Source organism: Roseateles chitinivorans (assembly GCF_050632235.1).
GTDB classification, from domain to species: Bacteria; Pseudomonadota; Gammaproteobacteria; order Burkholderiales; family Burkholderiaceae_C; genus Roseateles; species Roseateles chitinivorans_A.
The window spans coordinates 2,765,777-2,790,590 of sequence record NZ_CP192584.1; the positions used below are offsets into that span (position 1 = coordinate 2,765,777).

The 24,814-nt window shown below is 69.6% G+C and carries 21 protein-coding genes and 1 pseudogene; 13 read left to right on the forward strand and 9 right to left on the reverse strand.

The genetic code is table 11. The annotated features are described in order from the left end of the window. Nucleotides 1–113: 113 nt before the first annotated feature. From ACQ859_RS12605 to ACQ859_RS12640, 8 genes and pseudogenes are all read right to left on the reverse strand, one after another. A complete protein-coding gene (locus ACQ859_RS12605) occupies nt 114–1,199 on the reverse strand; it encodes a bifunctional riboflavin kinase/FAD synthetase (RefSeq protein ID WP_431266068.1) in 1,086 nt (361 codons plus the stop codon). A 49-nt stretch (nt 1,200–1,248) separates the two neighbouring features. Continuing rightward, entirely contained in the window at nt 1,249–3,087 is a 1,839-nt protein-coding gene (locus tag ACQ859_RS12610) for an ATP-binding protein (RefSeq protein WP_431266069.1), read from the reverse strand. A gap of 138 nt (nt 3,088–3,225) precedes the next feature. Then, entirely contained in the window at nt 3,226–4,038 is an 813-nt protein-coding gene (locus ACQ859_RS12615) for a pseudouridine synthase (protein WP_431266070.1), read from the reverse strand. 81 nt (nt 4,039–4,119) lie between these two features. Then, complete coding sequence (locus ACQ859_RS12620; protein ID WP_431266071.1) at nt 4,120–5,067, reverse strand: P1 family peptidase; 948 nt, start codon at nt 5,065–5,067, stop codon at nt 4,120–4,122. Next, a complete protein-coding gene (locus ACQ859_RS12625) occupies nt 5,064–5,414 on the reverse strand; it encodes a DUF3617 domain-containing protein (RefSeq protein WP_431266529.1) in 351 nt (116 codons plus the stop codon). Before ACQ859_RS12625 ends, ACQ859_RS12620 begins: the two co-directional genes overlap by 4 nt. Next, nucleotides 5,363–5,638 carry a hypothetical protein gene (locus ACQ859_RS12630; protein WP_431266072.1) on the reverse strand — a complete coding sequence of 92 codons (276 nt, stop codon included), beginning with the start codon at nt 5,636–5,638 and terminating at the stop codon, nt 5,363–5,365. The genes ACQ859_RS12625 and ACQ859_RS12630 overlap by 52 nt, the downstream gene beginning before the upstream one ends. Before the next feature lie 82 nt (nt 5,639–5,720). Further along, the gene (locus ACQ859_RS12635) at nt 5,721–6,842 is read right to left on the reverse strand and encodes an acyl-CoA dehydrogenase family protein (protein ID WP_431266073.1); all 1,122 of its coding nucleotides are present in this window, start codon (nt 6,840–6,842) and stop codon (nt 5,721–5,723) included. Nucleotides 6,843–6,857: 15 nt separating this feature from the next. Beyond that, nucleotides 6,858–8,035: pseudogene (locus ACQ859_RS12640) on the reverse strand (acyl-CoA dehydrogenase family protein). A 303-nt stretch (nt 8,036–8,338) separates the two neighbouring features. Between ACQ859_RS12640 and ACQ859_RS12645 the strand changes: the two are divergent. The 6 genes from ACQ859_RS12645 to ACQ859_RS12670 all read left to right on the forward strand — a co-directional run bounded on the left by ACQ859_RS12645 (nt 8,339) and on the right by ACQ859_RS12670 (nt 14,857). Next, nucleotides 8,339–9,301, forward strand: coding sequence for an isoaspartyl peptidase/L-asparaginase family protein (locus ACQ859_RS12645; protein ID WP_431266530.1), 963 nt, complete (start codon nt 8,339–8,341; stop codon nt 9,299–9,301). Between the two features lie 54 nt (nt 9,302–9,355). Next, a complete protein-coding gene (locus tag ACQ859_RS12650) occupies nt 9,356–10,264 on the forward strand; it encodes a DMT family transporter (protein ID WP_431266074.1) in 909 nt (302 codons plus the stop codon). A gap of 8 nt (nt 10,265–10,272) precedes the next feature. Further along, on the forward strand, nt 10,273–11,367 hold the full coding sequence (locus ACQ859_RS12655; protein WP_431266531.1) for an enoyl-CoA hydratase/isomerase family protein: 1,095 nt from the start codon (nt 10,273–10,275) through the stop codon (nt 11,365–11,367). 266 nt (nt 11,368–11,633) lie between these two features. Then, a complete protein-coding gene (locus tag ACQ859_RS12660) occupies nt 11,634–13,694 on the forward strand; it encodes a TonB-dependent receptor (RefSeq protein ID WP_431266075.1) in 2,061 nt (686 codons plus the stop codon). 176 nt (nt 13,695–13,870) lie between these two features. Beyond that, nucleotides 13,871–14,458 carry a hypothetical protein gene (locus ACQ859_RS12665; protein WP_431266076.1) on the forward strand — a complete coding sequence of 196 codons (588 nt, stop codon included), beginning with the start codon at nt 13,871–13,873 and terminating at the stop codon, nt 14,456–14,458. 12 nt (nt 14,459–14,470) lie between these two features. Beyond that, nucleotides 14,471–14,857 (forward strand): hypothetical protein, encoded by a 387-nt coding sequence (locus tag ACQ859_RS12670; protein WP_431266077.1) that lies wholly within the window; start codon nt 14,471–14,473, stop codon nt 14,855–14,857. 51 nt (nt 14,858–14,908) lie between these two features. Here the strand turns inward: ACQ859_RS12670 and ACQ859_RS12675 are convergent, their stop codons facing one another. Beyond that, nucleotides 14,909–15,550 (reverse strand): PEP-CTERM sorting domain-containing protein, encoded by a 642-nt coding sequence (locus tag ACQ859_RS12675; RefSeq protein WP_431266532.1) that lies wholly within the window; start codon nt 15,548–15,550, stop codon nt 14,909–14,911. Between the two features lie 298 nt (nt 15,551–15,848). Between ACQ859_RS12675 and ACQ859_RS12680 the strand changes: the two genes are divergently transcribed. From ACQ859_RS12680 to ACQ859_RS12710, 7 genes are all read left to right on the forward strand, one after another. Continuing rightward, nucleotides 15,849–18,101 (forward strand): hypothetical protein, encoded by a 2,253-nt coding sequence (locus ACQ859_RS12680; protein ID WP_431266078.1) that lies wholly within the window; start codon nt 15,849–15,851, stop codon nt 18,099–18,101. 117 nt (nt 18,102–18,218) lie between these two features. After that, nucleotides 18,219–19,139, forward strand: a complete 921-nt coding sequence (locus ACQ859_RS12685) for a peptidyl-prolyl cis-trans isomerase (protein ID WP_431266079.1) — start codon at nt 18,219–18,221, stop codon at nt 19,137–19,139. 8 nt (nt 19,140–19,147) lie between these two features. Further along, nucleotides 19,148–20,161, forward strand: coding sequence for a HupE/UreJ family protein (locus ACQ859_RS12690; RefSeq protein ID WP_431266080.1), 1,014 nt, complete (start codon nt 19,148–19,150; stop codon nt 20,159–20,161). A 10-nt stretch (nt 20,162–20,171) separates the two neighbouring features. Next, nucleotides 20,172–20,801, forward strand: a complete 630-nt coding sequence (locus ACQ859_RS12695) for a putative 2OG-Fe(II) oxygenase (RefSeq protein ID WP_431266081.1) — start codon at nt 20,172–20,174, stop codon at nt 20,799–20,801. Further along, nucleotides 20,798–23,527 (forward strand): fused MFS/spermidine synthase, encoded by a 2,730-nt coding sequence (locus tag ACQ859_RS12700; RefSeq protein ID WP_431266082.1) that lies wholly within the window; start codon nt 20,798–20,800, stop codon nt 23,525–23,527. The genes ACQ859_RS12695 and ACQ859_RS12700 overlap by 4 nt, the downstream gene beginning before the upstream one ends. 168 nt (nt 23,528–23,695) lie before the next feature. Continuing rightward, on the forward strand, nt 23,696–24,232 hold the full coding sequence (locus ACQ859_RS12705; protein WP_431266083.1) for a hypothetical protein: 537 nt from the start codon (nt 23,696–23,698) through the stop codon (nt 24,230–24,232). 12 nt (nt 24,233–24,244) lie between these two features. Next, nucleotides 24,245–24,643, forward strand: a complete 399-nt coding sequence (locus ACQ859_RS12710) for a hypothetical protein (RefSeq protein WP_431258223.1) — start codon at nt 24,245–24,247, stop codon at nt 24,641–24,643. The last annotated feature ends 171 nt before the right edge of the window (nt 24,644–24,814 follow it).

The window sequence follows — 24,814 nt, forward strand, 5'->3', positions numbered from 1 at the left end:
GGCCAAGGAGGGGGCCGCGAGAGAAGAGGGGGTGGCGCGCTGGGCGGGGTGCCGGGGAGGCAGGGCCGCGTGCCGGCTGAGCGGTCGAGATGAGCAGTCGGGTGCTCAGCCCTTCAAATTCGGTCGCGGGTGGTCTGGCGGCGGACGGCGGCGTGGGTCGTCGCCGGTTCGGCGAAGTACGCGCGTGCCTGGCGGACGTCCTCGCGGATCGCGGCGGTCAGGGCGTCCAGACCGTCGAAACGGGCTTCGTCACGCAGTTTGTGCAGGAGTTCCACGCGCACGAGTTTACCGTAGGCCTCGCCCGGCCCCAGGCGCTCGGCCAGCGCCGCCGGCCAGTCCAGCGCATGGACCTCCAGCAGCACGCGTCCGGCGTCCTCGACCGTCGGACGCACGCCCAGGGAGGCGACGCCGTCCAGCACGATCCCGCCGGCCATGCCGCCAGGACCGTCCAGACGGTCCTGGCCGTCGAGCCCATGCACGCGCACCGCGAAGATCCCGTGCGCGGCCGGCTTGTCGTGGTCGAACTTCAGGTTCAGCGTGCGGAAGCCGTCGCCGCGGCCGGGCGCGGTCTCCGCGAGTTGCCGCCCCAGCTTCTGACCGTGGATCACATGGCCGGAGATCGCGTACGGCCGCCCCAGCAGCCGGGCCGCGCCGTCCATGTCGCCGGCGGCCAGCGCCTCGCGCACGGCGGAACTGGACACGCGCAGGCCGTGCACCTCGTAGCTCATCATCCGCGCGACGTCGAAGCCCAGGCGCTGCCCGGCCGCGTCCAACGTCGCGTAGTCGCCCTGCCGCTTGGCGCCGAAGCGGAAGTCGTCGCCGACCAGCGCGTACTTCGTCCCGAGGCCGTCGACCAGCACCTGCTGGATGAAGTCCTGCGCCGGCAGCGACGCGAGCGCCTCGTCGAAGCGCAGCACCACGACCTGGTCGATGCCGCAGCGCTCCAGCTCCTGGAGCTTGTCGCGCAGCGTGGCGATGCGCGCCGGGGCCAGTTCGGGCTTGCCGAGCTTGTGCGCGAAGAAGTCGCGCGGGTGCGGCTCGAAGGTGAGCACGCAGGTCGGCAGGCCGCGGTGGCGGGCCTCCGACAGCAGCAGCGCCAGCATGGCCTGGTGGCCGCGATGGACGCCGTCGAAGTTGCCGATCGTCAGCGCGCACTGCGCCGCGATGCCGGGATGGTGGAAGCCGCGGAAAACCTGCATGGGCGGGGATTATCAGCCGCCGCGCGGGACGGCGCCGCGATCACGGGGATCAGGCCGCCGCCGCGGCCGGCGAGGCGGGCAGGTGTTGCGTGACCACGTCCAGCAGCTCCTCCATCTCGAACGGCTTGACCAGGTGGCCGTCCATGCCGCTGGCCAGGCAGCGGGCCCGGTCGTCCTCGATGGTGCTGGCGGTCAGCGCCACCACCGGCGTGCGCGGCAGCAGCCGGCGCGCCTCCTCCTGCCGCCATGCGGTCGTGGCCGCGTAGCCGTCCAGCTCCGGCATGTGGCAGTCCATCAGCACGAGGTCGAAGCGCTGCGCGCGCAGCTGTTCCAGGGCCTCGCGCCCGTGTTCGGCCGGCACCACGCGCAGGCCGCAGCGCTCCAGCATCGTCCTGGCGACCAGCAGGTTGACCGGGTTGTCGTCGACCAGCAGCACGCGACCCGCCAGTTGCGGCAGCGGCCCCGGCGGCACGCCGGCGGACGGCGCGCGCACGGGGGCGGCGGCCTCGGCCGCGCAGGTCTGCAGCGGCAGCGTGAACTCGAACACCGAGCCCTGGCCCGGCGCCGATGCGCAGCGCAGGTCGCCGCCCATCGCCCGGGCGATCTCGCGGGAGATCGTCAGGCCCAGCCCGGCGCCGTCGCGGCGGGCCCGGTCGGCGCCCGTCCGGTCCGCCTGCTCGAAGGGCGCGAAGATGCGTTCCAGCTGGTCCGCGGGGATGCCGTCGCCGGTGTCCCGCACTGCGAAGCGGAGCAGCGTGCCGGCGCGCATGTCCAGCACCGACGAGACCTCGAGCCCGACCTGGCCGTGATCGGTGAACTTGATGGCGTTGCCCACCAGGTTGTGCAGCACCTGCTGGATGCGCGACGCGTCGCCCATCGCCCGGGCGGGCAACTGGGGCGCGACGGCCAGCGTGAAGTCCAGTCCCTTGGAACGTGCGGATTCGCCCAGCAGCCGGGCGACGTCGCCGGCGATCTCGCGGAGGTCGAACGGCCGGGCCTCCACGACCAGCTTGCCGGACTCGATGCGCGCCAGGTCCAGGATGTCGTTGACCAGTGTCAGCAGATGGCGGCCGGAGCGGCGCACGATCTCCACCTGCTCGCGCTGCTGCGCGCTGAGGTCGCCGCGTTCCAGCAGCTGCGTCATGCCGATGATGCCGTTGAGCGGCGTGCGGATCTCGTGGCTCATCACCGCGACGAAGCGGCTCTTGCTGCTGCTGGTCTCCTCGGCCGCATGGAGCGCCAGGCGGCGCTGCTCGGCCAGGCGCGCCTGCTCGAAGCGCAGGCGCAGCAGTTCCAGCGTGCCGGCCTCGATGCGGCGCGATTCCAGCACCGTCAGCAGCCAGAACATGACCAGTCCGCCGACGCTGAGCCAGCCGGTCACGCCGCCCTGCAGCGCGAGCCGGATCGCCAGCGGCGCGATCACCAGCGAGGCGAACAGCGCCTGACCCCGCGCCCATTGGCCCAGCGACACCATCGTGAACGCGACCAGGCCGACGAGGGTCGTCATGACCGCGCCGTCGATCTCCGGCAGGTTGGGGGTGGCGAAGAGGGCGCCGATCACGCCCCAGGACAGGCCGTCCAGTCCGAGCAAGGCCAGGTAGCGGCGCTCCTCGCGCGTCGAGGCGCGTTCCTGGAGCGGCAGGGCGGGGAAGCGCCGGGCCTGGACCGTGCGCCACAGCGAGATGATCCAGCGCGCGCCCAGCCAGCCGAGCAGGTCCACGGCGGGCAGGTGCGGCCACAGCAGCACCACGGGCAGCAGACCGAAGACGGCGCCCACGGCCGCCGGCATGGCCACGCGGGCCTGCAGGCTGCTCAGGCGTTCCGCCCGGACCTGGGTCGCCACGCTGATGGCGGTGTCCTCGTGAGGTTCGATGTCTGAGATTCCCATACGACACGGCCGGCGAGGGTCCGACCGATGCGCCCTCCAGGTGGATGCGCCGCTGCGCAGGCGGCGCTTTGGTGGGCGTTTCTACCCAAGGATGGTGACAAATGGACTCGGGGACTTCCCGGAAGTCCGGGACCGGGTTCAGCCGGCCGGGGCGGGACCGGAGGACGGGCCCGCCGACGGATCGGACATCGCCAGCGCGCGCTGACGCTCGTCGAGCCAGATCCAGCCGCCTTCCTTCAGGTCGGCCGGCAGTTCCAGCGCGCCGATGCGCTGCCGGTGCAGGCTGAGCACCCGGTTCCCGACCGCGGCGACCATCCGCTTGGCCTGGTGGTAGCGGCCCTCGGTGAGCGCCATCTGCAAGCGGCCGTCCGGCAGCCGCTCGGCGGACACCGCCCGCACCGCTTCCTCGGCCAGCTTCGGATTGCGTTCCTCCAGCAGGACGCCCGCGACGAGCTGGCGCAGCTGGGCCTCGTCCACCTCGGCCTTGCAGACCGCCTGGTAGAGCTTGGGCACGTGGTACTTCGGGCTGGTCAGCTTGTGCTGCAGCGGACCGTCGTCGGTCAGCAGCAGCAGGCCGGTGGTGTCCTCGTCCAGGCGGCCCACCGGCTGCATGTCGCGATTGCGGACCGGCTCGGGCAGCAGCGAGAACACGCTCGGATGGTGGCTCGGCTTGCGCGAGCATTCATAGCCGGCCGGCTTGTACAGCAGGATCAGCGCCTTCTCATGGAAGGGCCAGGTCTGGCCTTCCACCTCGAAGACGAGGCCGGCGGTGAGGAAGGTCTCGTCCGGATCTTCGACGACGGTGCCGCCGACCGAGACCAGGCCGTGCCGCAGCAGCGCGGCGCAATGCCGGCGCGTGCCGAAGCCCTGGCTGAAGAGGATCTGGGCTATGGCGACCGGCTTTGAAGCCTTCGCCCGTTCGCCGGAGGTGGAGGAGGAATCGGAACTCATGGCCCCGATTGTCGCCGTCATGTCGCAGGCGTTTCACCGGCCGCCGACTTTCGGGCGTGGGTGGCTGCGCCGTGGGGCCTCTCAGGGGGAGCGGGCTCCGACCGCGTCCACGATCGCACGCGCCACGACTTCCGCGGCCACCGCGCCGAGCAGCGTCATGTCGCCGTCGATGTCCGCGGCGCCGGTGGCGAGCGCGAACATCACGTCCCCGTCCATCACCGTGTGCACCGGATGGATCGCACGCGCCAGGCCGTCGTGCGCGATCTGGGCGAGCTTGGTGGCCTGCGCCTTCGTCAGGCGGGCATCGGTGGCGATGACGCCGATCGTCGTGGCGCTGCCTTGCAGCGCGCCGCCGGGCCGTTCGCCGTCGAGCAGCGCCTGCACGGTCGAGCGAGGTCGGCCGTCCGCACCGCGCGAGCCGGCGAGCACCTCGCCGCGCGCATCGACCACGTCGCCCACCGCGTTCACCGCCACCATCGCCGACAGCGTCGCGCCGCCGATGCGGACGGTCGCCATGCCCAGCCCGCCCGGCATCGAGCGCTCGACGCCCAGCAGCTTGCCGACGGTCGCGCCGGTGCCGGCGCCGACGCGTCCGCGCGAGCGCTCGTCCGCCGAGGCCGTCTCGCAGGCGGCCCGGCCGGCGGCCGCATCGGGCGCGGTCGACGCGCCGTGCCGCCACAGGTCGAAGAGCACGGCCGCCGGCACGATCGGCACGCGCACCTGGCCGACAGGGAAGCCGTGGCCCCGTTCCGCCAGCCAGCGCATCACGCCGTCCGCGGCCGCGAGGCCGAAGGCGCTGCCGCCGGTCAGCAGGATCGCGTGGACCTGCTGGACGGTGTTCTCCGGGCGCAGGAGTTCGAGGTCGCGCGTGCCCGGTGCGGCGCCGCGCACATCGACCCCGGCCGTCGCGCCGGCCTCGCACAGCACGACGCTGCAGCCGGTGGGCACGGACGGGTGCGTGAAGTGGCCGACCTTCAGGCCGGCGACGTCGCAGAGGGCGCCGGCGTCGTCGCCGCTGGCGGCACTCAAGGCTTGGCGCCCTGCGGTTTCAGCGAGCCGCAGTCGCTGCCCAGGTAGCGCGCCTCGCCGGTGGAGCGGATCACCTCGGTCTTGCCGTCGCGCTGCGCGCGGATCTCGCTCTTGGTCTTGTAATGGTCCGGGCCGAGGAAGGTGATCTCGTTGGTCCCTTCCGAGGCGGGGTTGGTGCAGCGGAAGTTCACCAGCATCGTGTCGCCGGTGCGCTTGCTGTCGTGCTCGCACTTGCCGTCGGTGCGCGGCATGGCGGCGCGGTCGGCCTGTTCCTTGGTGACGCAGGATTTCAGCGTCAGCTCGCCCCCTGGAAGTTCATGCTGACGCCGTGCTGCGACATCATCGATTCCATCTGCTTGCGCTGCTCGGGCGGCAGCGCCGCCATCTGCTTCTGCATCTGCTCCATCTGCGCCTGGCGCTGCGGATCGAGCTGCGGCTTCTGCCTGATCTCCCACAGCCCGGGCTTGAAGTCCTGGGCGGAGGCGGTCATGGCGGCGGCCGCAAGCAGCACGCCGGCGATCAGGGAGGAGGGGGCGAAGGCGGACGCAAAGGAGGAGGGCGCAAGGGACATGGCAGGCTCCCTCGCCGGAGGGGTCGGCGAGCGATGGCCAGTGTACGCAGCCGCGAGCCGGTCAGCCCGGCCCGCGGCGGTGTCACGCAAATACGCCGGCCGTGTCCTGCATGCGCGCGCTGACCTCGCCCAGGTGATGCAGCGAGTCGCCGTACTGCATTTCCATGACGGCCAGGCGCTTGAAGTAGTGACTGCCGATGTACTCGTCGGTCACGCCGATGCCGCCGTGCAGCTGCGTGCACTGCTGCCCGACGAAGCGCATCGATTGCCCCAGCTGCACCTTGGCCTGCGAGATCGCGCGGCGGCGGGCGTCCGCCGGCTCGTTCAGCTTGAGCGTGGCGAAGTAGCTCATCGAGCGCGCCAGCTCCAGCTGCATCTTCACGTCGGCCATGCGGTGGCGCAGCGCCTGGAAACTCGCGATCGCGACGCCGAACTGCTTGCGCGTGTTCAGGTATTCCGCCGTCAGCGCGACGAAACGGTCCATCGCGCCGACGGCCTCGGCCGCCTGCGCGGCGATGGCGATGTCGACGGCGTGTTCCAGCACCGCGAGGCCGCGGTCCGGCCCGACCAGCAGCGTGGCGGGGGTGTCCTGGAGCGTGAGCTCGGCGGCACGTGATCCGTCGTGCAGCGCATAACCGCGCAGCGCGACGCCGGCGGCGTCCTTCGCGACCAGGTACAGCGCGATGTTCGCGCCGGCGCCGCCGGCACAGGCCGGCACGATGAACGCATCGGCCGCGTCGCCGGCCGGGACCACGCTCTTCGCGCCGGTCAAGCGGTGATCGGCGGTCGCGACCGTGTCGCAGACGTCGAGGCGGTAGCGCGCCTTGCGCTCCTGATGCGCGAGCACGACCAGAGCCTCGCCGCCGGCGATGCGCGGCAGCCATTCGCCCTGCGCGGCCTCATCCGCCTGCGCGAGCACGGCCGGCGCGACCAGCCCGCCCTGCGCATAGGGCTCCATCACCAGGCCGCGGCCCAGTTCCTCCATGACGACCATCGCCTCGGCCGGGCCGAAGCCCAGGCCGCCGTGCGCTTCGGGCACGGCCAGCGCGGTCAGGCCGAGTCCGGCCAACGCGTTCCAGGCGTCGCGCGAGAAACCGCCCGCCTTGACGATCGCCCGGCGCTGCTCGAACCCGTAGTCCTTGTCGACGTAGCGCCGCACCGCGTCGCGCAGCGAGTTCTGGTCTTCGGTGAAATCGAAATCCATGTCGTGTCTCCTGCCTCAGCCCAGAACGGTCTGGGCGACGATGTTGCGCTGGACCTCGTTGGACCCGCCGTAAATCGTCGTCTTGCGATAGTTGAAGTAGTGGCTCGCGAGCGGCGCGCAGTGGGCCGCGCCGACCTGGTCGCCCTGCCAGCCGGCTTCCATCGCCTCCTGGATGAAGGGGTCGAGTACGGCCCGGCGGCCAGCATCATCAGCTCGGTGTAGCGCTGCTGGATCTCGCTGCCGCGGATCTTCAGCAGGCCCGCCACGTCCAGCGACTGCTTGCCGCTGGATTCGGCCGACAGCACGCGCAGCACCATCATCTCGAGCGCGACGATGTCCACCTCCAGCAGCGCGATCTGGTCGCGGAAGCGCGGCTCGTCGTAGACGCCCTCGGCCTTGGCGATGCGCTTCAGGCGCTCGAGCTCGCGCTTGCCGCGGTTGACGTCGGCGATGTTGGTGCGCTCGTGCGCGAGCAGGTACTTGGCGTAGGTCCAGCCCTTGTTCTCCTCGCCGACGAGGTTCTCCGCCGGGACCACGACGTCGTCGAAGAAGACCTCGTTGACCTCGTGCTCGCCGTCCAGCATGGTGATCGGCCGCACGGTCACGCCCGGCGACTTCATGTCGATCAGCAGGAAGGAGATGCCGGCCTGCGGCTTCACGCTCGTGTCGGTGCGCACCAGGCAGAAGATCCAGTCGCCGTACTGGCCCAGCGTGGTCCAGGTCTTCTGGCCGTTGACGACGTAGGTGTCGCCGCGGCGCTCGGCGCGGGTCTTGACCGAGGCCAGGTCCGAGCCCGAGCCCGGCTCGCTGTAGCCCTGGCTCCACCAGACGTCGCCGCTCATGATGCCGGGGAGGTGGCGCTCCTGCTGCTCGCGCGAGCCGAAGGCCATGATCACCGGGGCCACCATCACCGGCCCGAAGGGCACCACGCGCGGCGCGCCGGCCAGTGCGCATTCCTCTTCGAACAGGTGGCGCTGCACGGCGTTCCAGCCCGGACCGCCGAACTGCTTGGGCCAGGCCCAGCCGTGCCAGCCCTGCTGGCCCAGGATGCGCGCCCAGCGCTGCAGATCGTCCTTGTTCAGCCGCAGCGCGTTGTGCACCTTGTGGCTGATGTCCTTGGGCAGATGGTCGGCCACCCACTGGCGGATGTCGGCCCGGAAGGCTTGTTCCTCGGGCGTGAAGTTCAGGTCCATGCTCGCGTCTCCTGCGGTCCTTGATGTCTTGTCCTGCGCTCGTCGGCTGCGTGTCTGGGGACTGCGCCGGTTTTTAGCACGAGCGTTCGCTTTTTCCTGTCCCGACCGGGACAAAGCCAGGGCCATCCCGGGGGCGGGGGAGAATGCGCCGCTTCCGGGCTCCGAAGATCCGCCATGACCGCCTCGCTCCCGACCCCGTCCTCCTCCTTGTCCGCCTCCGTGTCCCCCGTCTTGTTCCCGACCTCCCTGCCGCGGCCGGTGCTCGCCCTGCATGGCGGCGCGGGCACGATCCGCCGCGACAGCATGAGCGCGGACATGGAGGCGCGCTACCGCGCCGCGCTCGCGCAGATCCTGGCCGACGGGGCGGCGCGTCTCGCGCGCGGCGAAGCCGCGATGGACGTGGCCGTCGAAGCCGTGCGCCAGCTCGAGGAGTGCGAGCTCTTCAACGCCGGCAAGGGCGCGGTCTACACGGCGGACCAGCGGCATGAGCTCGACGCCAGCGTCATGGACGGCCGCGATCGCAGCGCCGGCGCGGTGGCCGGCGTGACGCGGGTGCGCAATCCGGTGCTCGCGGCGCGGGCCGTGATGGCGCACAGCGGCCACGTGCTGCTGATCGGCACGGCGGCGGACAGCTTCGCGTTCGAACAGGGGCTGGAGCGCGTGGCGCCGGACTGGTTCGGCACGCCGCAGCGGCTCGCGCAGCTGGAACAGGCAAGGGCGTCGGCTTCCGGCCAGGTGCTGGATCACGACGGGCAGCAGGCGGTGGCCCAGGCCGGCGCGGCTGCCGGTGCTGGCGGTGCGGCCGGGACTGTTCGGACCAGCGAGGGGCCCATCGACGAGCAGACCAAGTTCGGCACCGTGGGCGCCGTGGTCCGCGACGCGGCGGGTCACCTCGCCGCGGCGACCTCCACCGGCGGGATGACGAACAAGCGGCCGGGCCGCGTGGGCGACTCGCCGATCCCGGGCGCCGGCTGTTATGCGGACGACCGCAGCGTCGCCGTCTCCTGCACGGGCACCGGCGAGGCCTTCATCCGCGCCGCGGCCGCGCACGAGGTCGGCGCGCTGATGCGCATCGGCGGCCTGCCGCTGGCGGAGGCCTGCGCCCGCGTCGTGTTCGAGGAACTGCCGACGGTGGGCGGCGACGGCGGCCTGATCGCCGTCGACACGCTGGGCAACGTCTGGCTCGGCTTCAACACCGAGGGCATGTACCGCGGCTGGGTCGAGGCCGGCGGCGTGCCGGTCGTCGGCGTCTACCGGGATGAGTGAGCCTGAATGGGTGTGGCTGAAACCGGACGACAACGAACGGAGCCGACTGACGCCATGAGCCACCGCGCCGCCGTCCTGCTGATGCTGCTGGTCACGCTGCTGTGGAGCAGTGCCGGCGCGGTGTCGCGCCACCTGGATTCGGCGCGCGGCTTCGAGGTGACCTTTTGGCGCAGCGCCTTCAACGCGCTGGCGCTGACGGTGCTGCTGCCGCTGCTGCGTGGCGCGGGCTACTGGCGGCGCGCGCTGCCGCGCCTGCGGCATTCGCCGTCCGTGCTGGGCTCGGGCCTGTGCTGGGCCGTGATGTACACGGCCTTCATGCTGGCGCTCACGATGACCGGCGTGGCCAACGTGCTGGTCACGATGGCGCTGGGGCCGTTGCTGACGGCGCTGTTCGCCCGGGTCTTCCTGCATCAGCGCCTGGCCGCGCGCACCTGGGTGGCGATCTGGGTCGCGAGCGCCGGCATCGCCTGGATGTTCGCGAGCGAGATGAGCGCCGGGCCGTCCGCATGGCTGGGCATGGGCGTCGCGCTGGCGGTGCCGGTCGCCGCGGCCAGCAACTGGACGCTGCTGCAGGCGCGCGCCGGTGACGGCGAGACCGACCTGCTGCCCGCCGTCTGGCTGGGCGCACTGCTGTCCGCCCTCGCGATGCTGCCGCTGGCCTGGCCGTTCGCGGCCTCGGGCCGCGATCTGCTGATGCTGGCCGGGCTGGGCGTGTTCCAGCTGGCGGTGCCCTGCCTGATCGTCGTGCGGCTGACGCGCGTGCTGCCGGCCGCGGAGGTCGCGCTGCTGGGCCTGATGGAAGTGCTGCTGGGCGTGCTGTGGGCCTGGCTGCTGGCGGACGAGGCGCCGTCGCCGGCCGCGCTGCTCGGGGGTGTTATGGTGCTGGCCGCATTGATAGGCAATGAGCTGCTGGCCGCGTGGCGCCGCCCGGCAGCCTCTACGAGTGGAGAAATGTCGCTGTGATTCCGTCGCTGCAATCCGAAGGGCTGGTCCTCGCCGAGGTCAACGGCTGCCTGGGCCTGATCACCTTGAACCGTCCGCAGGCGCTCAACGCGCTGTCGCTGGCCATGATCCGCGACATGACCACGCTGCTGACCGCGTGGGCCCGGGATCCCGCCATCCAGGCCGTCGCCCTGATGGGCGCGGGCCGCGAGGGCAAACCCGCGGCGTTCTGCGCCGGCGGCGACATCCGCTTCTTCCATCAGGCCGCGCTCGCCGGTGACAACGCGCTGGACGCGTTCTTCACCGAGGAATACGCGCTCAACCACCTGATCCACCAGTTCCCCAAGCCCTTCATCGCGCTGATGGACGGCGTCGTGATGGGCGGCGGCATGGGCATCAGCCAGGGCGCGCGGCTGCGCGTGCTGACGGAGCATTCCAAGCTGGCGATGCCCGAGACCAACATCGGCCTGTTCCCGGACGTCGGCGGCGGCTACTTCCTGTCGCGCTGCCCCGGCCGCAGCGGCGAGTGGCTGGCGCTGACCGGCCAGGTCATCGGCGCGGGCGACGCGATCGAGCTCGGCCTGGGCGACGTCTTCGTCCGCAGCAGCGAGCTGCCGGCGATCGTCGAGGGCTTGCGGACCGGCGTGCAGGACAGCGCCGAGCACGTGGTCGCGACGGTGATGGAGCGCGTGGACCTGGCGCCCGTCGCCGAGCACTGGAACGCCCGCGCGCTCATCAACCGGCACTTCGCGGCGGACTCGGTGCCGGCGCTGTTCGCGTCGCTCGAGGCGGACGCCGACCCCTGGGCGCAGCGCACGCTGGCGACGCTGAAACAGCGCTCGCCGCTGATGATGGCGGTCACGCTGGAGCAGATCCGGCGCGCCGCAGCGATGAGCCTGGCCGACGACCTGCGCATGGAGCGCGACCTGGTGCACCACTGCTTCCATCTGCGGCCCGGCGCGGCCAGCGAAACGGTCGAGGGCGTGCGCGCGCTGGCCGTCGACAAGGACCATGCGCCGAAGTGGAACCCGGCCCGCGTCGAGGACGTGACGCGCGCCGACGTCGAGGCCTTTTTCCAGAGCCCGTGGCAGGCGGCCGAGCATCCGCTGCGCGCGCTCGACTGATCGAGGGGTCGAGGATCGCCCGCGCTGTCCCTCGCGGGAGTGACGGGCAACACCCGGCCCCGCGTTTTCAGAGAACCTTCACACCGTCTCCCTAGAGTCGCCGCACTCTGCACCCCAGTGCGGAATGATTTCGGAGCGACGGACGGATGACGATCAGGCGAGGGCCCAGTGCCGCGAACAGGGCGCGCTTAGGCGCGGTGGTGTTGGCGGTCTGCGGCCCCGCGTGTGCCCAGATATCAGGGAGCGCCGCGCCTCCGGACGCCAAGGTGCCGGTGGCGACGCGGGACGCGGTCGACAAGCCGCTCCAGATCGCCAAGGCGGCGCCGGTCACGCTCGACCGCGTCGAGCTCAGCGGCCGCCACTACGACAACGCCATCGGCACGACGGACGCCGCCTCGCAGGGCGCCGTGCGCGCCGAGCTGCTGAAGAGCCGCCCCGCGCTGCGGCCGGGCGAGGTGCTGGAGTTCGTGCCGGGGCTGATCGTTACGCAGCACAGCGGGGACGGGAAGGCCAACCAGTATTTCCTGCGCGGCTTCAACCTCGACCACGGCACCGACTTCGCCACGACGGTCATGGGGCTGCCGGTCAACATGCCCAGCCACGCGCACGGGCAGGGCTACTCGGACCTCAACTTCCTGATCCCGGAGCTGGTCGAGCGCATCGACTACCGCAAGGGGCCGTACTTCGCCGGCAACGGCGACTTCGCGGCGGCGGGCTCGGCGGACATCGGCTACTTCCGCCAGCTCGACGATCCGTTCGTCGCGCTCACCTTGGGGGAAGGCCAGTACCGTCGCGGCCTGGCGGCGGGCTCGACGAACATCGGCGGCGGCATGCAGCTGCTCGGCGCCGTGGAGGCCATGCGCAATGACGGCCCGTGGAAGCTGCCGGAGGACCTGAGCCGGCGCAACCTGGTGCTGGGTCTGTCCGGGGGCACGGGCGGTGCCAGGGGGACGAACGGCGACCGCTGGCGCATCGGGCTGATGGACTACCGCGCGGACTGGACGTCGACGGACCAGATCCCGCAGCGCCTGATCGACGCGGGCCTCTTCGACGGTCGGCCGTTCGGCCGCTTCGATGCGGTCGATCCGACCGACGGTGGCGACACGCGTCGCAGCAGCCTGTCCGCGGAATGGCAGCGCGATGCGGATGGCGCGACCACTCGTCTGGCCGCCTACGCGATGGCCTACAAGCTGGCGCTGTACTCCAACTTCACCTACGCCATGGAGCGTCCCGAGGTCGGTGACCAGTTCGCGCAGAAGGATGACCGCAAGGTCTACGGCCTGAGCGGCCGTCACGCGTTCGATCACTCGCTGGCCGGCCTGCCGGCGCGTTCGGAGTTCGGCTTCCAGGTCCGCCGGGACCGGGCGCGCGTCGGCTTGTTCAACACGGTGGCGCGCGCGGTCGTCGATCTGGAGACTGACACGACGCGCGACGACGACGTGCGCGAGACGATGTCCGGCGTCTACGGCCAGACCAGTGTCGAGCTTGCGCCGTGGGCGCGTTCGGTGCTGGGCCTGCGCGCGGACCAGGGGCGCTTCCGCGTGGACCACCGTGCCGGGGAGGGCCACTCCGGGACCGCGCGCGACACGCTGGTGTCGCCGAAGTTCTCGCTGGTGCTGGGCCCGTGGGCGAAGACGGAGCTGTTCGTCAACGCCGGTCGAGGCTTCCACAGCAACGACGCGCGCGGCGTGACCAGCGCGGTCGATCCGGCGCAGGGCCTGGTGAAGGCCAAGGGCTACGAGCTCGGCCTGCGCAGCGAGATCGTGCCCGGGCTGCAGAGCTCGGTCGCGTTGTGGAAACTCGACTTCGATTCGGAGCTGGTCTACGTCGGCGACGCCGGCGCGACCGAGGCGAATCGCCCGAGCAAGCGGCGTGGCATCGAGTGGAACAACCGCTACGTGCCGCTGCCGTGGCTGCTGATCGACGCGGACCTCGCGTGGACGCACGCACGGTTCTCCGATGCGGATCCGGCGGGCGATCGCATTCCGAATGCGGTCGACAGGGTGGCCTCGATGGGCGTGACGGTGCGCGAGCTCGGCCCGTGGTCGGCGAGCCTGCAATGGCGCTACCTCGGCAGCGGCGCGCTGATCGAGGACAACAGCGTCCGTTCGCATTCGTCGCTGACGACCAACCTGCGCGTGAGCCGGCGCTTCGGCACGAAGACCGAACTGACGCTGGACGTCTTCAATCTCTTCGACCGCAAGGTCAACGACATCGAGTATTTCTACGAATCGCAGCTGCCCGGCGAAGCGGCGCCCGTCGCCGACCGCCACGTGCATCCGGCGGAACCGCGCACGCTGCGCGTGACCCTGCGCCGCAGCTTCTGACGCGACGCCGAAGCAATGACCTCTTCTGCATCAGCGCAGGGGGACTGACCTACTTCAATCAACGCCCCCCATCGGAACGCCCGTCGGAGGGAATCGACAAACGCCTCTCCGCTCCGACACTGCATGCATTCGAGCCGTGAGCTCGGTGGTTCTTGCAGTTGGACAGGAGAGATGGGATGGTGATTCTCGAACGTGAATCGGTGTTCGCACCTGAAGTCGAATCGGCGTGGAAACCGCAGGTCATCGAACGAAAGGAGCCGATCGACGATGGCCCTGCGCAGGCCGGAGTCGACTTTTCCAGCGACGACGTCATGGATGGTTTTGAGGCGCTGGTCCGCGCCCTTCGTCATCCGGAACTGATTTTTGGCCCGCCCTCCGCGCGGCCGGCGTACGCCAATGCGAAGCCGCTGGACTGGGATTGCGTCGCGGAGCAGCTCGCCGAATGTTTCCAGCAGTGGCAAGGTCGTTGCAGCGACCTCCATTTCCAGTTGCACCTGGGTGCCGCCGTGCTTCGAAAGCACGGCGTCAAGATCTGCCGCGGGGGCCCTTGGATCGTCTTCATGGAGGAGGACGGCCCCTTGCATGTGTTCATCCAGTTGAGCGTCGATGTGGCACCTGGGCAGGTGAGCAGTCTGAATCATGAGCTTGACGACCAGGTGATCGATGCCGATGCGCAAGATACCGGCTGCTTCTGCTTTTGCTTCTGCAGCGGAAAAAGTGTCGTCGGCGACATCGATGTCGCCATCGACAAGCCGATTGGCTGAAGGGGAGTGGCGATGACGACCAGTCCCGAAGCCCTCATGTCACACGCAAGTGAACAGGCAGCCGAGGAAGATGAGCCTTCCAGGCGCTGTGCGATCTCACGGGCGTATTACGCGTCGTACCACCGCTGCCTTCTTTTGGAGGGCGAGCCGGCCTCTCGCCGTAACGAAAAACAGCCGGGTGGGGGCGTTCACCAACAACTGATCGAGCGACTGTTTGCGCGCAGTCGCGTTGGAAGTGCCAAGCAGAGGCGTCAAGGAAAACTACTTGCCAATTTGATGCTTCGGCAGCGGAAGAGGCGGGTCACCGCCGACTACCTTCTCGATGAGGACTTGAAGCCGAATGACGTCGAGAACCAGATCGCGGACGCCCACAAGCTGTTCGCGGCCTGCGACTGGTGAGTGTCGACCGCCGCACCCTGTGCAGCGGTTGATTCAACGCGGATCAGTCGATCACGACGAGCGCTTGCGCCGCGCCACGAACCCGACGGCCGCGAGGCCGGCCAGCATCAACGCGTAGGTGCCCGGCTCCGGCACCGCCGTGATGGCGATGTTGTCGATCGCGCCGTTCATGCCGCCGTTGAACACCAGGGAGCGACCCACGCCCGCGAAGCTCACCGACGCCAGGTCGAAGTGGCAGTACGACGAATCCGAGCAGCCCGCTTGCGCGTTGTTCAGCAGCGAGAACGAACCCAGGATGGAGCCCGTGCCGTTGAGACCGCTGTAGATGGTGACCGCGCTGGCCAGCGCGCTGGCCGACGAGTAGTACAGCGACACCTCGCCGGTGAAGCCCTTGGCAACGTTCATCAGGCCGGTCTCGCCCATGTTGTTGAACATCACGCCGCCCATCGTCGGGGCGTTGCTGAAGTAGTTGCCGCTCGGGCTGTCGGCCAGACCGTCGTTGGCCAGACCCAGGATGGACCCGCTGAAGGACACGCCCAGGTTGACGCCGCTCAGGCCGGCGCCGTCGGTGCCGCCGTTGTAGTAGTCGGCGACCGAGGCGAAGCTCGTCGGGCCGTCGAAGTCGATCCAGGCATTGGCGGCATGGGCCGGCGCCGCGGACAGGGCGAGGGCCGACAGCGCGGCCAGGGACATCAGCAAGGGGAAGCAGCACGCTTCATGGCGGTTCTCCGGTGGGGGTCAGGGGTTGCCTCCCGCGTGCGGATCCGGCGGATCGGACCTGCACGTCGGGACGCGTCGCCCGGCAGTCTCGAATCCGTCCAAGGCAGTCGCGTGACGGATGTCTCGTTCCACGGGTTTCCCGCGTCCCTGGTTTCAGGGGACGCGATTCCGGGTGTTGCCACGGCGCTGTCACGGCTCGGTCAAGCCGGCTTTCTACGCTGCGCGTGACTTTTTCCTCATCCGGTCCTCGCTGACTCCTGGAGCAAACACCATGCGCTTCCCCTTCGCCCGACGCGACGTCGCCCTTGCGGCGCTCGCCGCCCTCGGCTCCCTCTCGCTGAGCACCGTCCCCGCGCCGGCCGCCGCCGCGGGCAAGACGCCCGGCCGCTACGTCAGCGGCGATTTCCACAACCACACCACCTGCTCGGACGGCTCGATCTCGATGCAGAAGCTGGTGAAGAAGGTCACCGACAAGCAGGACACCCCCTGGGGCCTGGACTGGTTCGTCCAGGCCGGCCACGGCGGCAACGGCAACCGCAACTGCACGCTGGTGGAGGACGCCTCGCTGTCCACCCCGGCCTACCCCTTCGTGCAAGGCCAGGGCCCGACGACGACCTGGACCGCCAGCATCGGCGCGGCCGCGATCAAGGGTGACGGCGGCGGCGTCGGCGGCAACGGCAACATGTGGCGCTGGCAGTCGATCCAGGAGTTCCAGTACCCGCTGCTGGAGTACCTGTCGGTCGCCAAGAACCTGCCGCTGTTCATCGGCATGGAATCGGTGGTCGCCGGCCATGAGCACAGCTCGATGTCCATCGTGACGGGCCAGATGCCCAACGGCATCGACAACACCACGCTGCCGGCCAACGGCAGCTTCTCCGCGCTGGGCAACGCCGACGCGCTGGCGCAGTGGTCCTACTGCTTCGACCGCGGCGACACCGACCGCAGCCGCGGCAACGTCACCGGCTCCAACGTGGGCAACAACTGGAACTGCGCCGTGTCGGGCAGCAACAGCGCGTCCGACGTGAGCTGGAACACGCAGGCCCAGAAGCTGATGCCCGCCGGCGGCGCCGGCACCGGTACCCGCGGCCACCTGAAGACGGTCGAGGCGCTGAAGTGGATGGCCCAGAACCATGGGACCGCCAGCTACTACGTGCCGGCCCACCTGGAGCGCGCCGGCCCGTTCTACGCCGACGGCAACCAGGGCTTCAACGTCGAGCACCTGCGCAACTTCAACAACGCCGCCCCGGGCATCGCCTTCGGCTTCGAGTCGCAGCCGGGTCACGGCGCCTCGGCCAACCGCGGCGAGTACCAGGTCAATCGCAACACCTTCGGCACCGAGAAGGTGGACTCGGTCGGCGGCACGACCTTCGGCGGCACCGGCGTGTACGCGGGCGTGGTCGGCGGCGTGTGGGACGCGCTGCTCGGCGAGGGCCGCAACTTCTGGTTCTTCGCCAGCTCCGACTGGCACAACCGCGGCAGCTTCGGTCCCGACGACCGCCGCTCGACGCAGGACTTCTATCCCGGCGAATACCAGCGCACCTACGCGATGGTCCGCAACGGCAGCGACAAGCTGCGTCCGCAGGCCATCGTCAACGGCCTGCGCTCGGGCAACGCCTGGTCGACGACCGGTCAGCTGATCGACCGCCTGGCCGTGGTGGTCTGCGCGTCGTACGCCGGCCCGGGCGCGCGCAGCAGCGCGTCGGTGGAGCAGCTCGCGCTGAACGCCGCCTCCGGCAACACCGACACCGACGTGACCGGTTGCGCCACGATGGGCGAGAAGCTGGTCGTGCGTCCGGGCGCCGAGCTCGTCGTCGCCGTCGCGGTGCGCGATCCGGCGGGCACGAACTACTCGCCGTACAGCTTCCCGAACCCGTCGCTGAAGCAGGTCGGCATCGAGCAGCCGATCAACCAGCCGGTGCTGGACCACATCGACCTGATCCGCGGCCTGGTCAGCGGCTACCGCACACCAGGCTCGGCCGACTACGCCGGCGAATGGCCGCGCAACACCAACTGGCTGCGCACCGACGGCACGACCACCGGTCTGGCCAACGTGCCGGCCGCCGCGAAGAACACCACGGCCGCGGTGATCCGCACCTTCAACGGTGCCGGCTCCACGCCGTGGGTCAAGGTGAACTCGGGCGCGGACAGCACGCAGTTCCTGAAGATGAGCTACCGCATCCCGGCGGTGACCGCGTCGCAGTACGTGCGCCTGCGCGGCACCAACCTGCCGGCGTCGGTGCCCTTCGAGACCGACGGCAGCGGCAACCCGCTGGCCGACCTGTACACCAACGCCAACGACTCGACCAAGCTGCGCATCGCCTGCGCGACGGTGGGCACCAACGTCCCGGCCAACGGCGGGACCTACACCGGCACGACGATCGACGGCTGCCCGAACCACCTGCCGACCGTCGGCGGCGTGAAGTACGTGGCCTACGACGTGGCGGCCTGGTCGGACCTCTGGTTCTACAGCAACCCGGTCTACATCGAGGTGTCGGGTTCGACGCAAGTGGCGGGTGTGAAGTAACCCTGTCGCACTGAAGCCCTCGGCGCCGCGCGTTTCGACGCGCGGCGCATTTCCATTTTCAGAAGTGATCCGATTGCCATGTCGATGACGATGCCCCCTGCGACCGACGCCCGTCCCATGTCCAACACTTCTTCGTCCTCCAGACGCGGATGGCCCGCGTGGACGCGCGAGCCGCTGCTGCACTTCCTGCTGCTCGGCGGCGTGCTGTTCGGCGTGGACCATGTGATGGTGAGCCGTGCGGACGATCCGATGCGCATCGTCGTGGGCCCCGAGGTCGATGCGGAAGCGACGCAGGTCTTCACCGCCTCGCGCGGCCGCGCGCCCGATGCGAAGGAGCTCGCCGCGCTGCGGCAGGTCTGGCTCGACAACGAGGTGCTGTACCGCGAGGGCCTCGCGCTTCAGCTCGACAAGGGCGACACCGCGATCCGCGAGCGCGTGATCTTCAAATCGCTCAGCATGATCGACGCCGGCGTGAAGCTGCCGCCGGCGGACGATGCTCACCTGCGGGGCTGGTTCGAATCGCACCGCGACAGATACGACGATCCCGCGCGCTTCGATTTCGAGGAGGCGGTGCTCGCCGGAGATGCTGATGAGGCCGCCTTGCGCGCCTTCGTCGCGAAGCTGAACGGCGGCGCCGCCGCGAGCAGTTCCGGCGATGCCGGCGCGGGTCTGCGCGTCTTCAAGGGGCGGCCGCACGCCAACCTTGTGCAGAGCTACGGCGCTGACTTCGCGAAGGCGATCGAGTCGTCGTCGGTCGGTGAATGGCGCGTGTTCCGCACCATGGAGGGCGGCCATCCGGCGTGGCGCGCGATGCGGCTGGTCTCGACGACGCCGCCGCGTCCCGGCGACTTCAACGTGCTGCGCGGCGTGGTGCTGCAGGACTGGACCGACGCGACCTTGTCGGAGCAACGCAGCGCGGCCGTGCTCGCGTTGAGCCGCAAGTACACGATCCGACGGGAGACCGCCTCGACATCCGCCACGGCTGCGACGCCCACGACCGCCACGCCGACCGCCACCGTCGGAGGCGATTCGAAATGAGCCGCTGGATGCGAAGGATCCTTGGCCTGTTGATGGCGGCGGCTGCGTTCGTGGGCGGCAGCGCGCAGGCGCACGAGATGAGCATGGCCGAGATGCAGGTGCGCGAAACCGCGCCCGGTGAGTTCATCTGGCAATGGACGGCGAGCGAGAAGCGCGCCGCCGACGAGGTGCTCGCGCCGGCATGGCCGGACGGCTGCACCGCGGAAGGCCTGACCCTGCATTGCGGCAAGGCCGGCCTGACGGGCACGCTGACGATGGCCGGCGTCGGCCGGCAGTACTCGGCGGCGCTGGTGAAGGTGTTCTGGGTCGACGGCCAGACCAGCGTCTACATGCTGACGGCGGGGCAGCCGTCGGTGCAGCTGTTCGGGTCGGCGCAGGACAGGCGCGGCATGGGCGAGATCGCCCGCGCGTACACGCTGCTGGGCGTCGAGCACATCCTGGCGGGCATCGACCACCTGATGTTCGTGATCGGGCTGCTGTTCCTGGTGGGCTTCCGGCGGCAACTGCTGTGGACCATCACCGCGTTCACGGCGGCGCACAGCCTGACCCTGGGCATGAGCGCGCTGGGCTGGCTGCAACTGCGCCCGCCGCCGGTGGAGGCCACGATCGCGCTGTCCATCGTGCTGGTCGCGTGCGAGGCGCTGAGGCCGTCGCGTCGACGTGATGACGGATCGGACGAGAAGAGCCGCGCTGGGGGCAATGGCAGCGGCAACGGAGGCGACACGCTCGCGCGCCGCTGGCCGGCGCTGGTGGCCTTCCTGTTCGGGTTGGTGCACGGCCTGGGTTTCGCCGGGGCGCTGCGCGAGATCGGTCTGCCGGAGAACCACCTGCTGGTCGCGCTGCTGACCTTCAACGTCGGCGTCGAGATCGGCCAGCTGATGACCGTCGGCGCGTGCTGGGCGCTGTGGCGGGTGTCGCGCCGCTGGCCCTGGACCGGTCGGCTGCGCACCGCGCTGCTGTACGTGATTGGCTCCGCGGCGGCGTACTGGTCGTGGCTGCGCATCGCGGCGATCGCCGGGTGAAGGAGCGGGCATGTCCACGTCTGAAACCTTCAGCCTGTTCCCCACGCCGGTGATGCGCGTGCCGGGCGCCTTGCCGCCGCCGCTGGTGGCGGCGCTCGTGGCCCACTTCAGCGCGGTGGCCGTGCGCGACAACAACAGCTCGGCGAAGCTGGTCCACACGCGCATGCTCCAGCCGGGCGACAGCCCCTTGCTGGTCGACGTCGCGGGACTGCTGGCCGGGCCGCTGTCGGCGTTCGGCGCGCTGCTCTTCGGCGAACGCATGGCCTGGGGCGTCAAGGAACTCTGGGTCAACGTGATGGCGCACGGCGGCCATCAGGCGATGCACAACCATGCCAACAGCTTCGCCTCTGGCATCGTGTACCTGACGGGCACGGACGACTCGGCGCGGACCGTCTTCATGAAGTCGCCGGGCGGGACCGATTTCAGCTTCAAGAACGACCATCCGGACATGGTCGCCGGGCCGTTCAACGCGGAGAAGTGGATCAGCCCGTCGCCGTCGCCCGGCGACCTGGTGCTCTTCCCGAGCTACCTGATGCACGCGGTGCCGCCCAACGACGGCGGGACGCGCATCAGCCTCGCGTTCAACGCGATCCCGGCCCGCCTGAACTCCTGGGGCTACACGGTCGGGTTCAGCGGATGACGACACGCGTGCGCCGCGTCGCGCTGGCGCTGATGGGCCTGTCGGGTTTCGCGGGACTCGGCTACCAGATGGTCTGGACCCAGCAATGCGCGCTGTGGCTCGGATTCGAAGCCGCGGCCGTGCTGGCTGTGATCACCGCCTTCTTCGGCGGGCTCGCGCTCGGTGCGGTCGCCTTCGGGGGACGCATCGAGCGAACGGCGTCGCCGCTGCGCTGGTACATCGCCTGCGAGGCGGCGATCGGCCTGTGGGGGCTGGCGCTGGTCGTGCTGATGCAACCCGTGGGGGACGCCGTCGAGCACTGGATAGGCGCGGAACCCGCCGTGTGGTGGCAGTGGACGGTGACCTTCAGCGCGAGCTTCCTGTTGCTGCTGCCCGCGACCGCCGCGATGGGGGCGACGCTGCCGGCGATCGAGCGGATCGTCGGCGTCCACATCGACACCGACCCTGGCTCTGGCCCTGGATCCGGGTCCGGCGAGGAGAAACGCTCCATCGCCGGGCTCTACGCCGCCAACACCTTCGGCGCCGTGCTCGGCGTGCTGCTGGCAACGTTCTGGCTGGTGCCCGCCTTCGGCCTCGCGGCGACAGCCGGCGTCTGCGTGGGGATGAACGCCCTGTGCGCGATCGGCGCATGGAGGTGGCTCCACGCCGAACGGCCAAGCGCGGCCCTGCACGATGCATGGAGGCTCCCGTCCGGGACCTCCACGCACCGTTCCGGTCCCGCCAGCGCTCGCTGGCCTCGGGCCTTGGCCTTGACGCTGCTCGCGCTCAGCGGCCTGCTGGGCATCGGGTACGAGGTCGTCGTCGTGCGCGTGCTCAGCCAACTCAACGAGGACACCGTCTACACCTTCGCGTTGCTGTTGGCCGTGTATCTCGTCGGCACCTCCCTCGGCGCGGCAGGCTACCAGCGGTGGTGGCGACGATGGGGGAAACAACAGGAAGAGGACCGGCTCTCGTCCTTGCTGCCCGGTGTCCTCGGCGCGACCTGTCTGATCGGCCTCGCTGCGCTGTGGGCGGCACCATTGCTGAAGAACGGCGCGATGAACGCGCTTGGTACGGGCTTCGCGGCGGCGCTCAGCGCCGAGGCGCTGCTCGCCGTCGCCGCCTTCGGTCTTCCCACGCTCGCCATGGGCGCGTGGTTCAGCCATCTGAGCGCGCGGGCGATGGGGCAGGGCGTCGCCTTCGGACGCGCGCTCGCCGTGAACACGCTCGGCGCAGCCATGGCCGCGCCACTGTTCGGCGTCGTCATCGCGCCCTGGTGCGGCCCGAAGGCAGCCTTGCTGCTGATCGCCGGCGGCTACCTGGCCGCGGCCGTTGCCGGTTTGAAGACGCGGCGGCGTCCGACGACGGCGCCAATGACGGCGATGACGGCGATCGTGACGATCGCGCTCGTCGTGATGGCTGTCCTCGGCGCCCCGCTGGCATTCGTCGATGTGCCCGACGGCTCACGCCTGGTCAGCTACGCCGAGGGCAGCATGGCCGCAGTCAGCGTCGTAGAGGACGAGGCGGGCGTCGCGCGGCTGCGCATCAACAACCGGCAGCAGGAAGGCAGCAGCGCGAGCCTGTTCGTCGACGGCCGCCAGGCCTTGCTGCCCGTGCTGATGCACCCGGCGCCGCGTCGCGTGTTGTTCCTGGGATTGGGCACTGGGGCGACCTCAGGCGTCGCGGCGCAGGACACGTCGCTGCAGGTCGACACGGTGGAACTGCTGCCCGAGGTGATCGAGGCGTCGCCGCATTTCACGCGAGCCCTGGGACTGGACGCCGCGATGCCGCGCCTCGTCGCTGCGGACGCGCGGCGGTTCGTGCGCGCATCCGAGGCGCACTACGACGTGATCGTCTCGGACAACTTCCACCCGGCACGCAGCGGCTCCGGCGCGCTCTACACGCGCGAGCATTTCGTCGCGGTGCGCGAGCGCCTCGCGCCTCAGGGGTTGTTCTGCCAATGGCTGCCGCTGCACCAGCTCGACCTCGACAGCCTGCGCAGCATCACGCGCGCCTTCGTGGCCGCGTACCCCGATGCCATCGCGGTGCTGGCGGCGAACAGCCTGGAAACGCCGGTGATCGGACTCGTCGGTCGGCGCGATCCTGCTGCTCCGCGTTCGACGGCTTCGTCGACTCAGACTCAGACTTCTATGCCGACCTTGGCGTCCTGGCACGCGCGCGTCGAAGGGGCACCTGCGCGACGCGATGGCCGGACGCTGGCCGACTTCGGGCTCGACGACGAATTCGCGCTGCTCGGCAGTGTCGTGGCGGGACCTGCATCGCTCGCTGCCTTCGCGGGCCGGGTGCCGATGAACACGGACGATCGTCCGATCGTCGCGTACCTTGCGCCGCGTCTCGTGTACGCGCCGGCATCGACGCCGAAGGAGCGGCTCTTCGAGTTCCTGCATCAGGTGAGCGCCTCTCCGTCGGACGTCGGTGTGCAGTCCCCGGACGATTCGCGTCGAGTCGCCGCGTACTGGCAGGCGCGCGATCGATTCCTGGCAGCGGGACGTTCGGCCCGTCCTGTTGCCGATCCTGCGGCGATGCTCGCGCAAGTGGGCGAGCCGCTGCTTGATGCCGTGCGCTTGAGTCCGGATTTCCGGCCCGCCTACGACCCGCTGCTGCAGATGGCCATCGCGCTGGCGCCGCGCGATGCGGCAACGGCGCGACGCGTCCTCACCGTACTGCGCGACGCGCAACCCGCGCGCATTGAGGCGGCACAAGCACTGCAAGCAATGGGGCAGTGATCCTGGCGGTGACCCTCGCAATGGCCCTCATGAGTATGTGCAGGAGGACCCACCTACTCGAAGTGATTTCCCCCATCGATTCGCTCTTCGAGGGGAATCGACAAACGCGCTTCTGATTCGACACTGCATGTCTTCCCGGGTCGTGGACCCGGCAACAGGAGATGTGGAATGAACATGAATGCGCAGTTGGAACGGGCAACTCTGGTGGTTGCCGGCATGTCGCGGCTTCCGCCCCGGAAGACTTTCCATTTCTACGATCTGATGGCCATCCTGCGAGAGCCGAGCGCGCTGTTCGGAGAGCCGAGCGACAAAGACGTCGATCCGAATGCCAAGTGCCCTCGCGTCGACTGGGAAGAGTTGTTGGACGTTGCTCAGCAGACGGCTGCCGAGAATGGCATGACGGCAACGAGCATGGTGGAGATTCTGCAAGTCGCTGCAGAGGTGCTGGAGGAGAGCAGCCTGAAGATCTGTCGAGGCAATCCGGAACGCGTCGACATCTACGCGGAGGAGATGGAGGAGCCTGGCTTCAGCTACGACCTCCGGGTCGACGCGCCTCACAAGGTTGCTCGGGCGCTTAACGACAAGTTCATTCTGCGTCTGATCGATCGCGACATGCTTCGGCATGGGTTCATGTTCGGATTCGTCGGCGAATGGACCGAGGAAGAACTGGCCGAAATTGATCGCTTTGATGCGGATATTGAGTGAGGAGACCGCATCATGTCCGTGACCTGTTTCGATCTGCTTCACCAGGCAAAAGATCGCCCACTCGTGCTGCCGGAGGCGCGCCGTCGCAATCTGGCGAGTCGTGCCTACTACGCGAGCTATCACCGTTGCCTCCAGTGGGAGCATTCCCTGCCTGCTCGCGGGGTTCCACCGAAGCGACGCGGCGGTGTGCATCAGCGCTTGATCCTTCGACTTCAGTCGCCTGACAAGCGATGCAGCGGGGAACAGGCGCAACTCTCTCGCTGGCTTGGCGAACATCTCGATTTGCTGCGACAACTGAGGGTGAAGGCCGACTACAAGCTTTCTGAGGACCTGGACCGGAAGGAACTCAGCGTTCAAGTGGGTCTTGCACAAGAACTCTTCGATTGCTGCGACGGTCGGCGCAAGCCCTGACCCGTGGCCTCCTCCGGCGCTGTTCGCACAAGCCCCTTTGCCCTTCACGGCTCGTTCACAAGACGGAAGTTCTGCTGCTACACTTTGTTGAGAATAATTCTCATCTGTCATGTAAGTGTTTGAAGTTAAAAAGCAAAATCAGTCTTTCCGTCAATTCCGAAGACATCAACG

Coding starts and splice junctions, on each gene's coding strand:
- ACQ859_RS12675 (WP_431266532.1), bottom strand. CDS start 15,550: ATGTCCCTGGCCGCGCTGTCGGCCCTCGCCCTGTCCGCGGCGCCGGCC.
- ACQ859_RS12680 (WP_431266078.1), top strand. CDS start 15,849: ATGCGCTTCCCCTTCGCCCGACGCGACGTCGCCCTTGCGGCGCTCGCC.
- ACQ859_RS12615 (WP_431266070.1), bottom strand. CDS start 4,038: ATGAGTTCCGATTCCTCCTCCACCTCCGGCGAACGGGCGAAGGCTTCA.
- ACQ859_RS12630 (WP_431266072.1), bottom strand. CDS start 5,638: ATGTCCCTTGCGCCCTCCTCCTTTGCGTCCGCCTTCGCCCCCTCCTCC.
- ACQ859_RS12645 (WP_431266530.1), top strand. CDS start 8,339: ATGAGCGCGGACATGGAGGCGCGCTACCGCGCCGCGCTCGCGCAGATC.
- ACQ859_RS12635 (WP_431266073.1), bottom strand. CDS start 6,842: ATGGATTTCGATTTCACCGAAGACCAGAACTCGCTGCGCGACGCGGTG.
- ACQ859_RS12610 (WP_431266069.1), bottom strand. CDS start 3,087: ATGGGAATCTCAGACATCGAACCTCACGAGGACACCGCCATCAGCGTG.
- ACQ859_RS12650 (WP_431266074.1), top strand. CDS start 9,356: ATGAGCCACCGCGCCGCCGTCCTGCTGATGCTGCTGGTCACGCTGCTG.
- ACQ859_RS12670 (WP_431266077.1), top strand. CDS start 14,471: ATGACGACCAGTCCCGAAGCCCTCATGTCACACGCAAGTGAACAGGCA.
- ACQ859_RS12665 (WP_431266076.1), top strand. CDS start 13,871: ATGGTGATTCTCGAACGTGAATCGGTGTTCGCACCTGAAGTCGAATCG.
- ACQ859_RS12705 (WP_431266083.1), top strand. CDS start 23,696: ATGAACATGAATGCGCAGTTGGAACGGGCAACTCTGGTGGTTGCCGGC.
- ACQ859_RS12605 (WP_431266068.1), bottom strand. CDS start 1,199: ATGCAGGTTTTCCGCGGCTTCCACCATCCCGGCATCGCGGCGCAGTGC.
- ACQ859_RS12710 (WP_431258223.1), top strand. CDS start 24,245: ATGTCCGTGACCTGTTTCGATCTGCTTCACCAGGCAAAAGATCGCCCA.
- ACQ859_RS12695 (WP_431266081.1), top strand. CDS start 20,172: ATGTCCACGTCTGAAACCTTCAGCCTGTTCCCCACGCCGGTGATGCGC.
- ACQ859_RS12685 (WP_431266079.1), top strand. CDS start 18,219: ATGTCCAACACTTCTTCGTCCTCCAGACGCGGATGGCCCGCGTGGACG.
- ACQ859_RS12700 (WP_431266082.1), top strand. CDS start 20,798: ATGACGACACGCGTGCGCCGCGTCGCGCTGGCGCTGATGGGCCTGTCG.
- ACQ859_RS12690 (WP_431266080.1), top strand. CDS start 19,148: ATGCGAAGGATCCTTGGCCTGTTGATGGCGGCGGCTGCGTTCGTGGGC.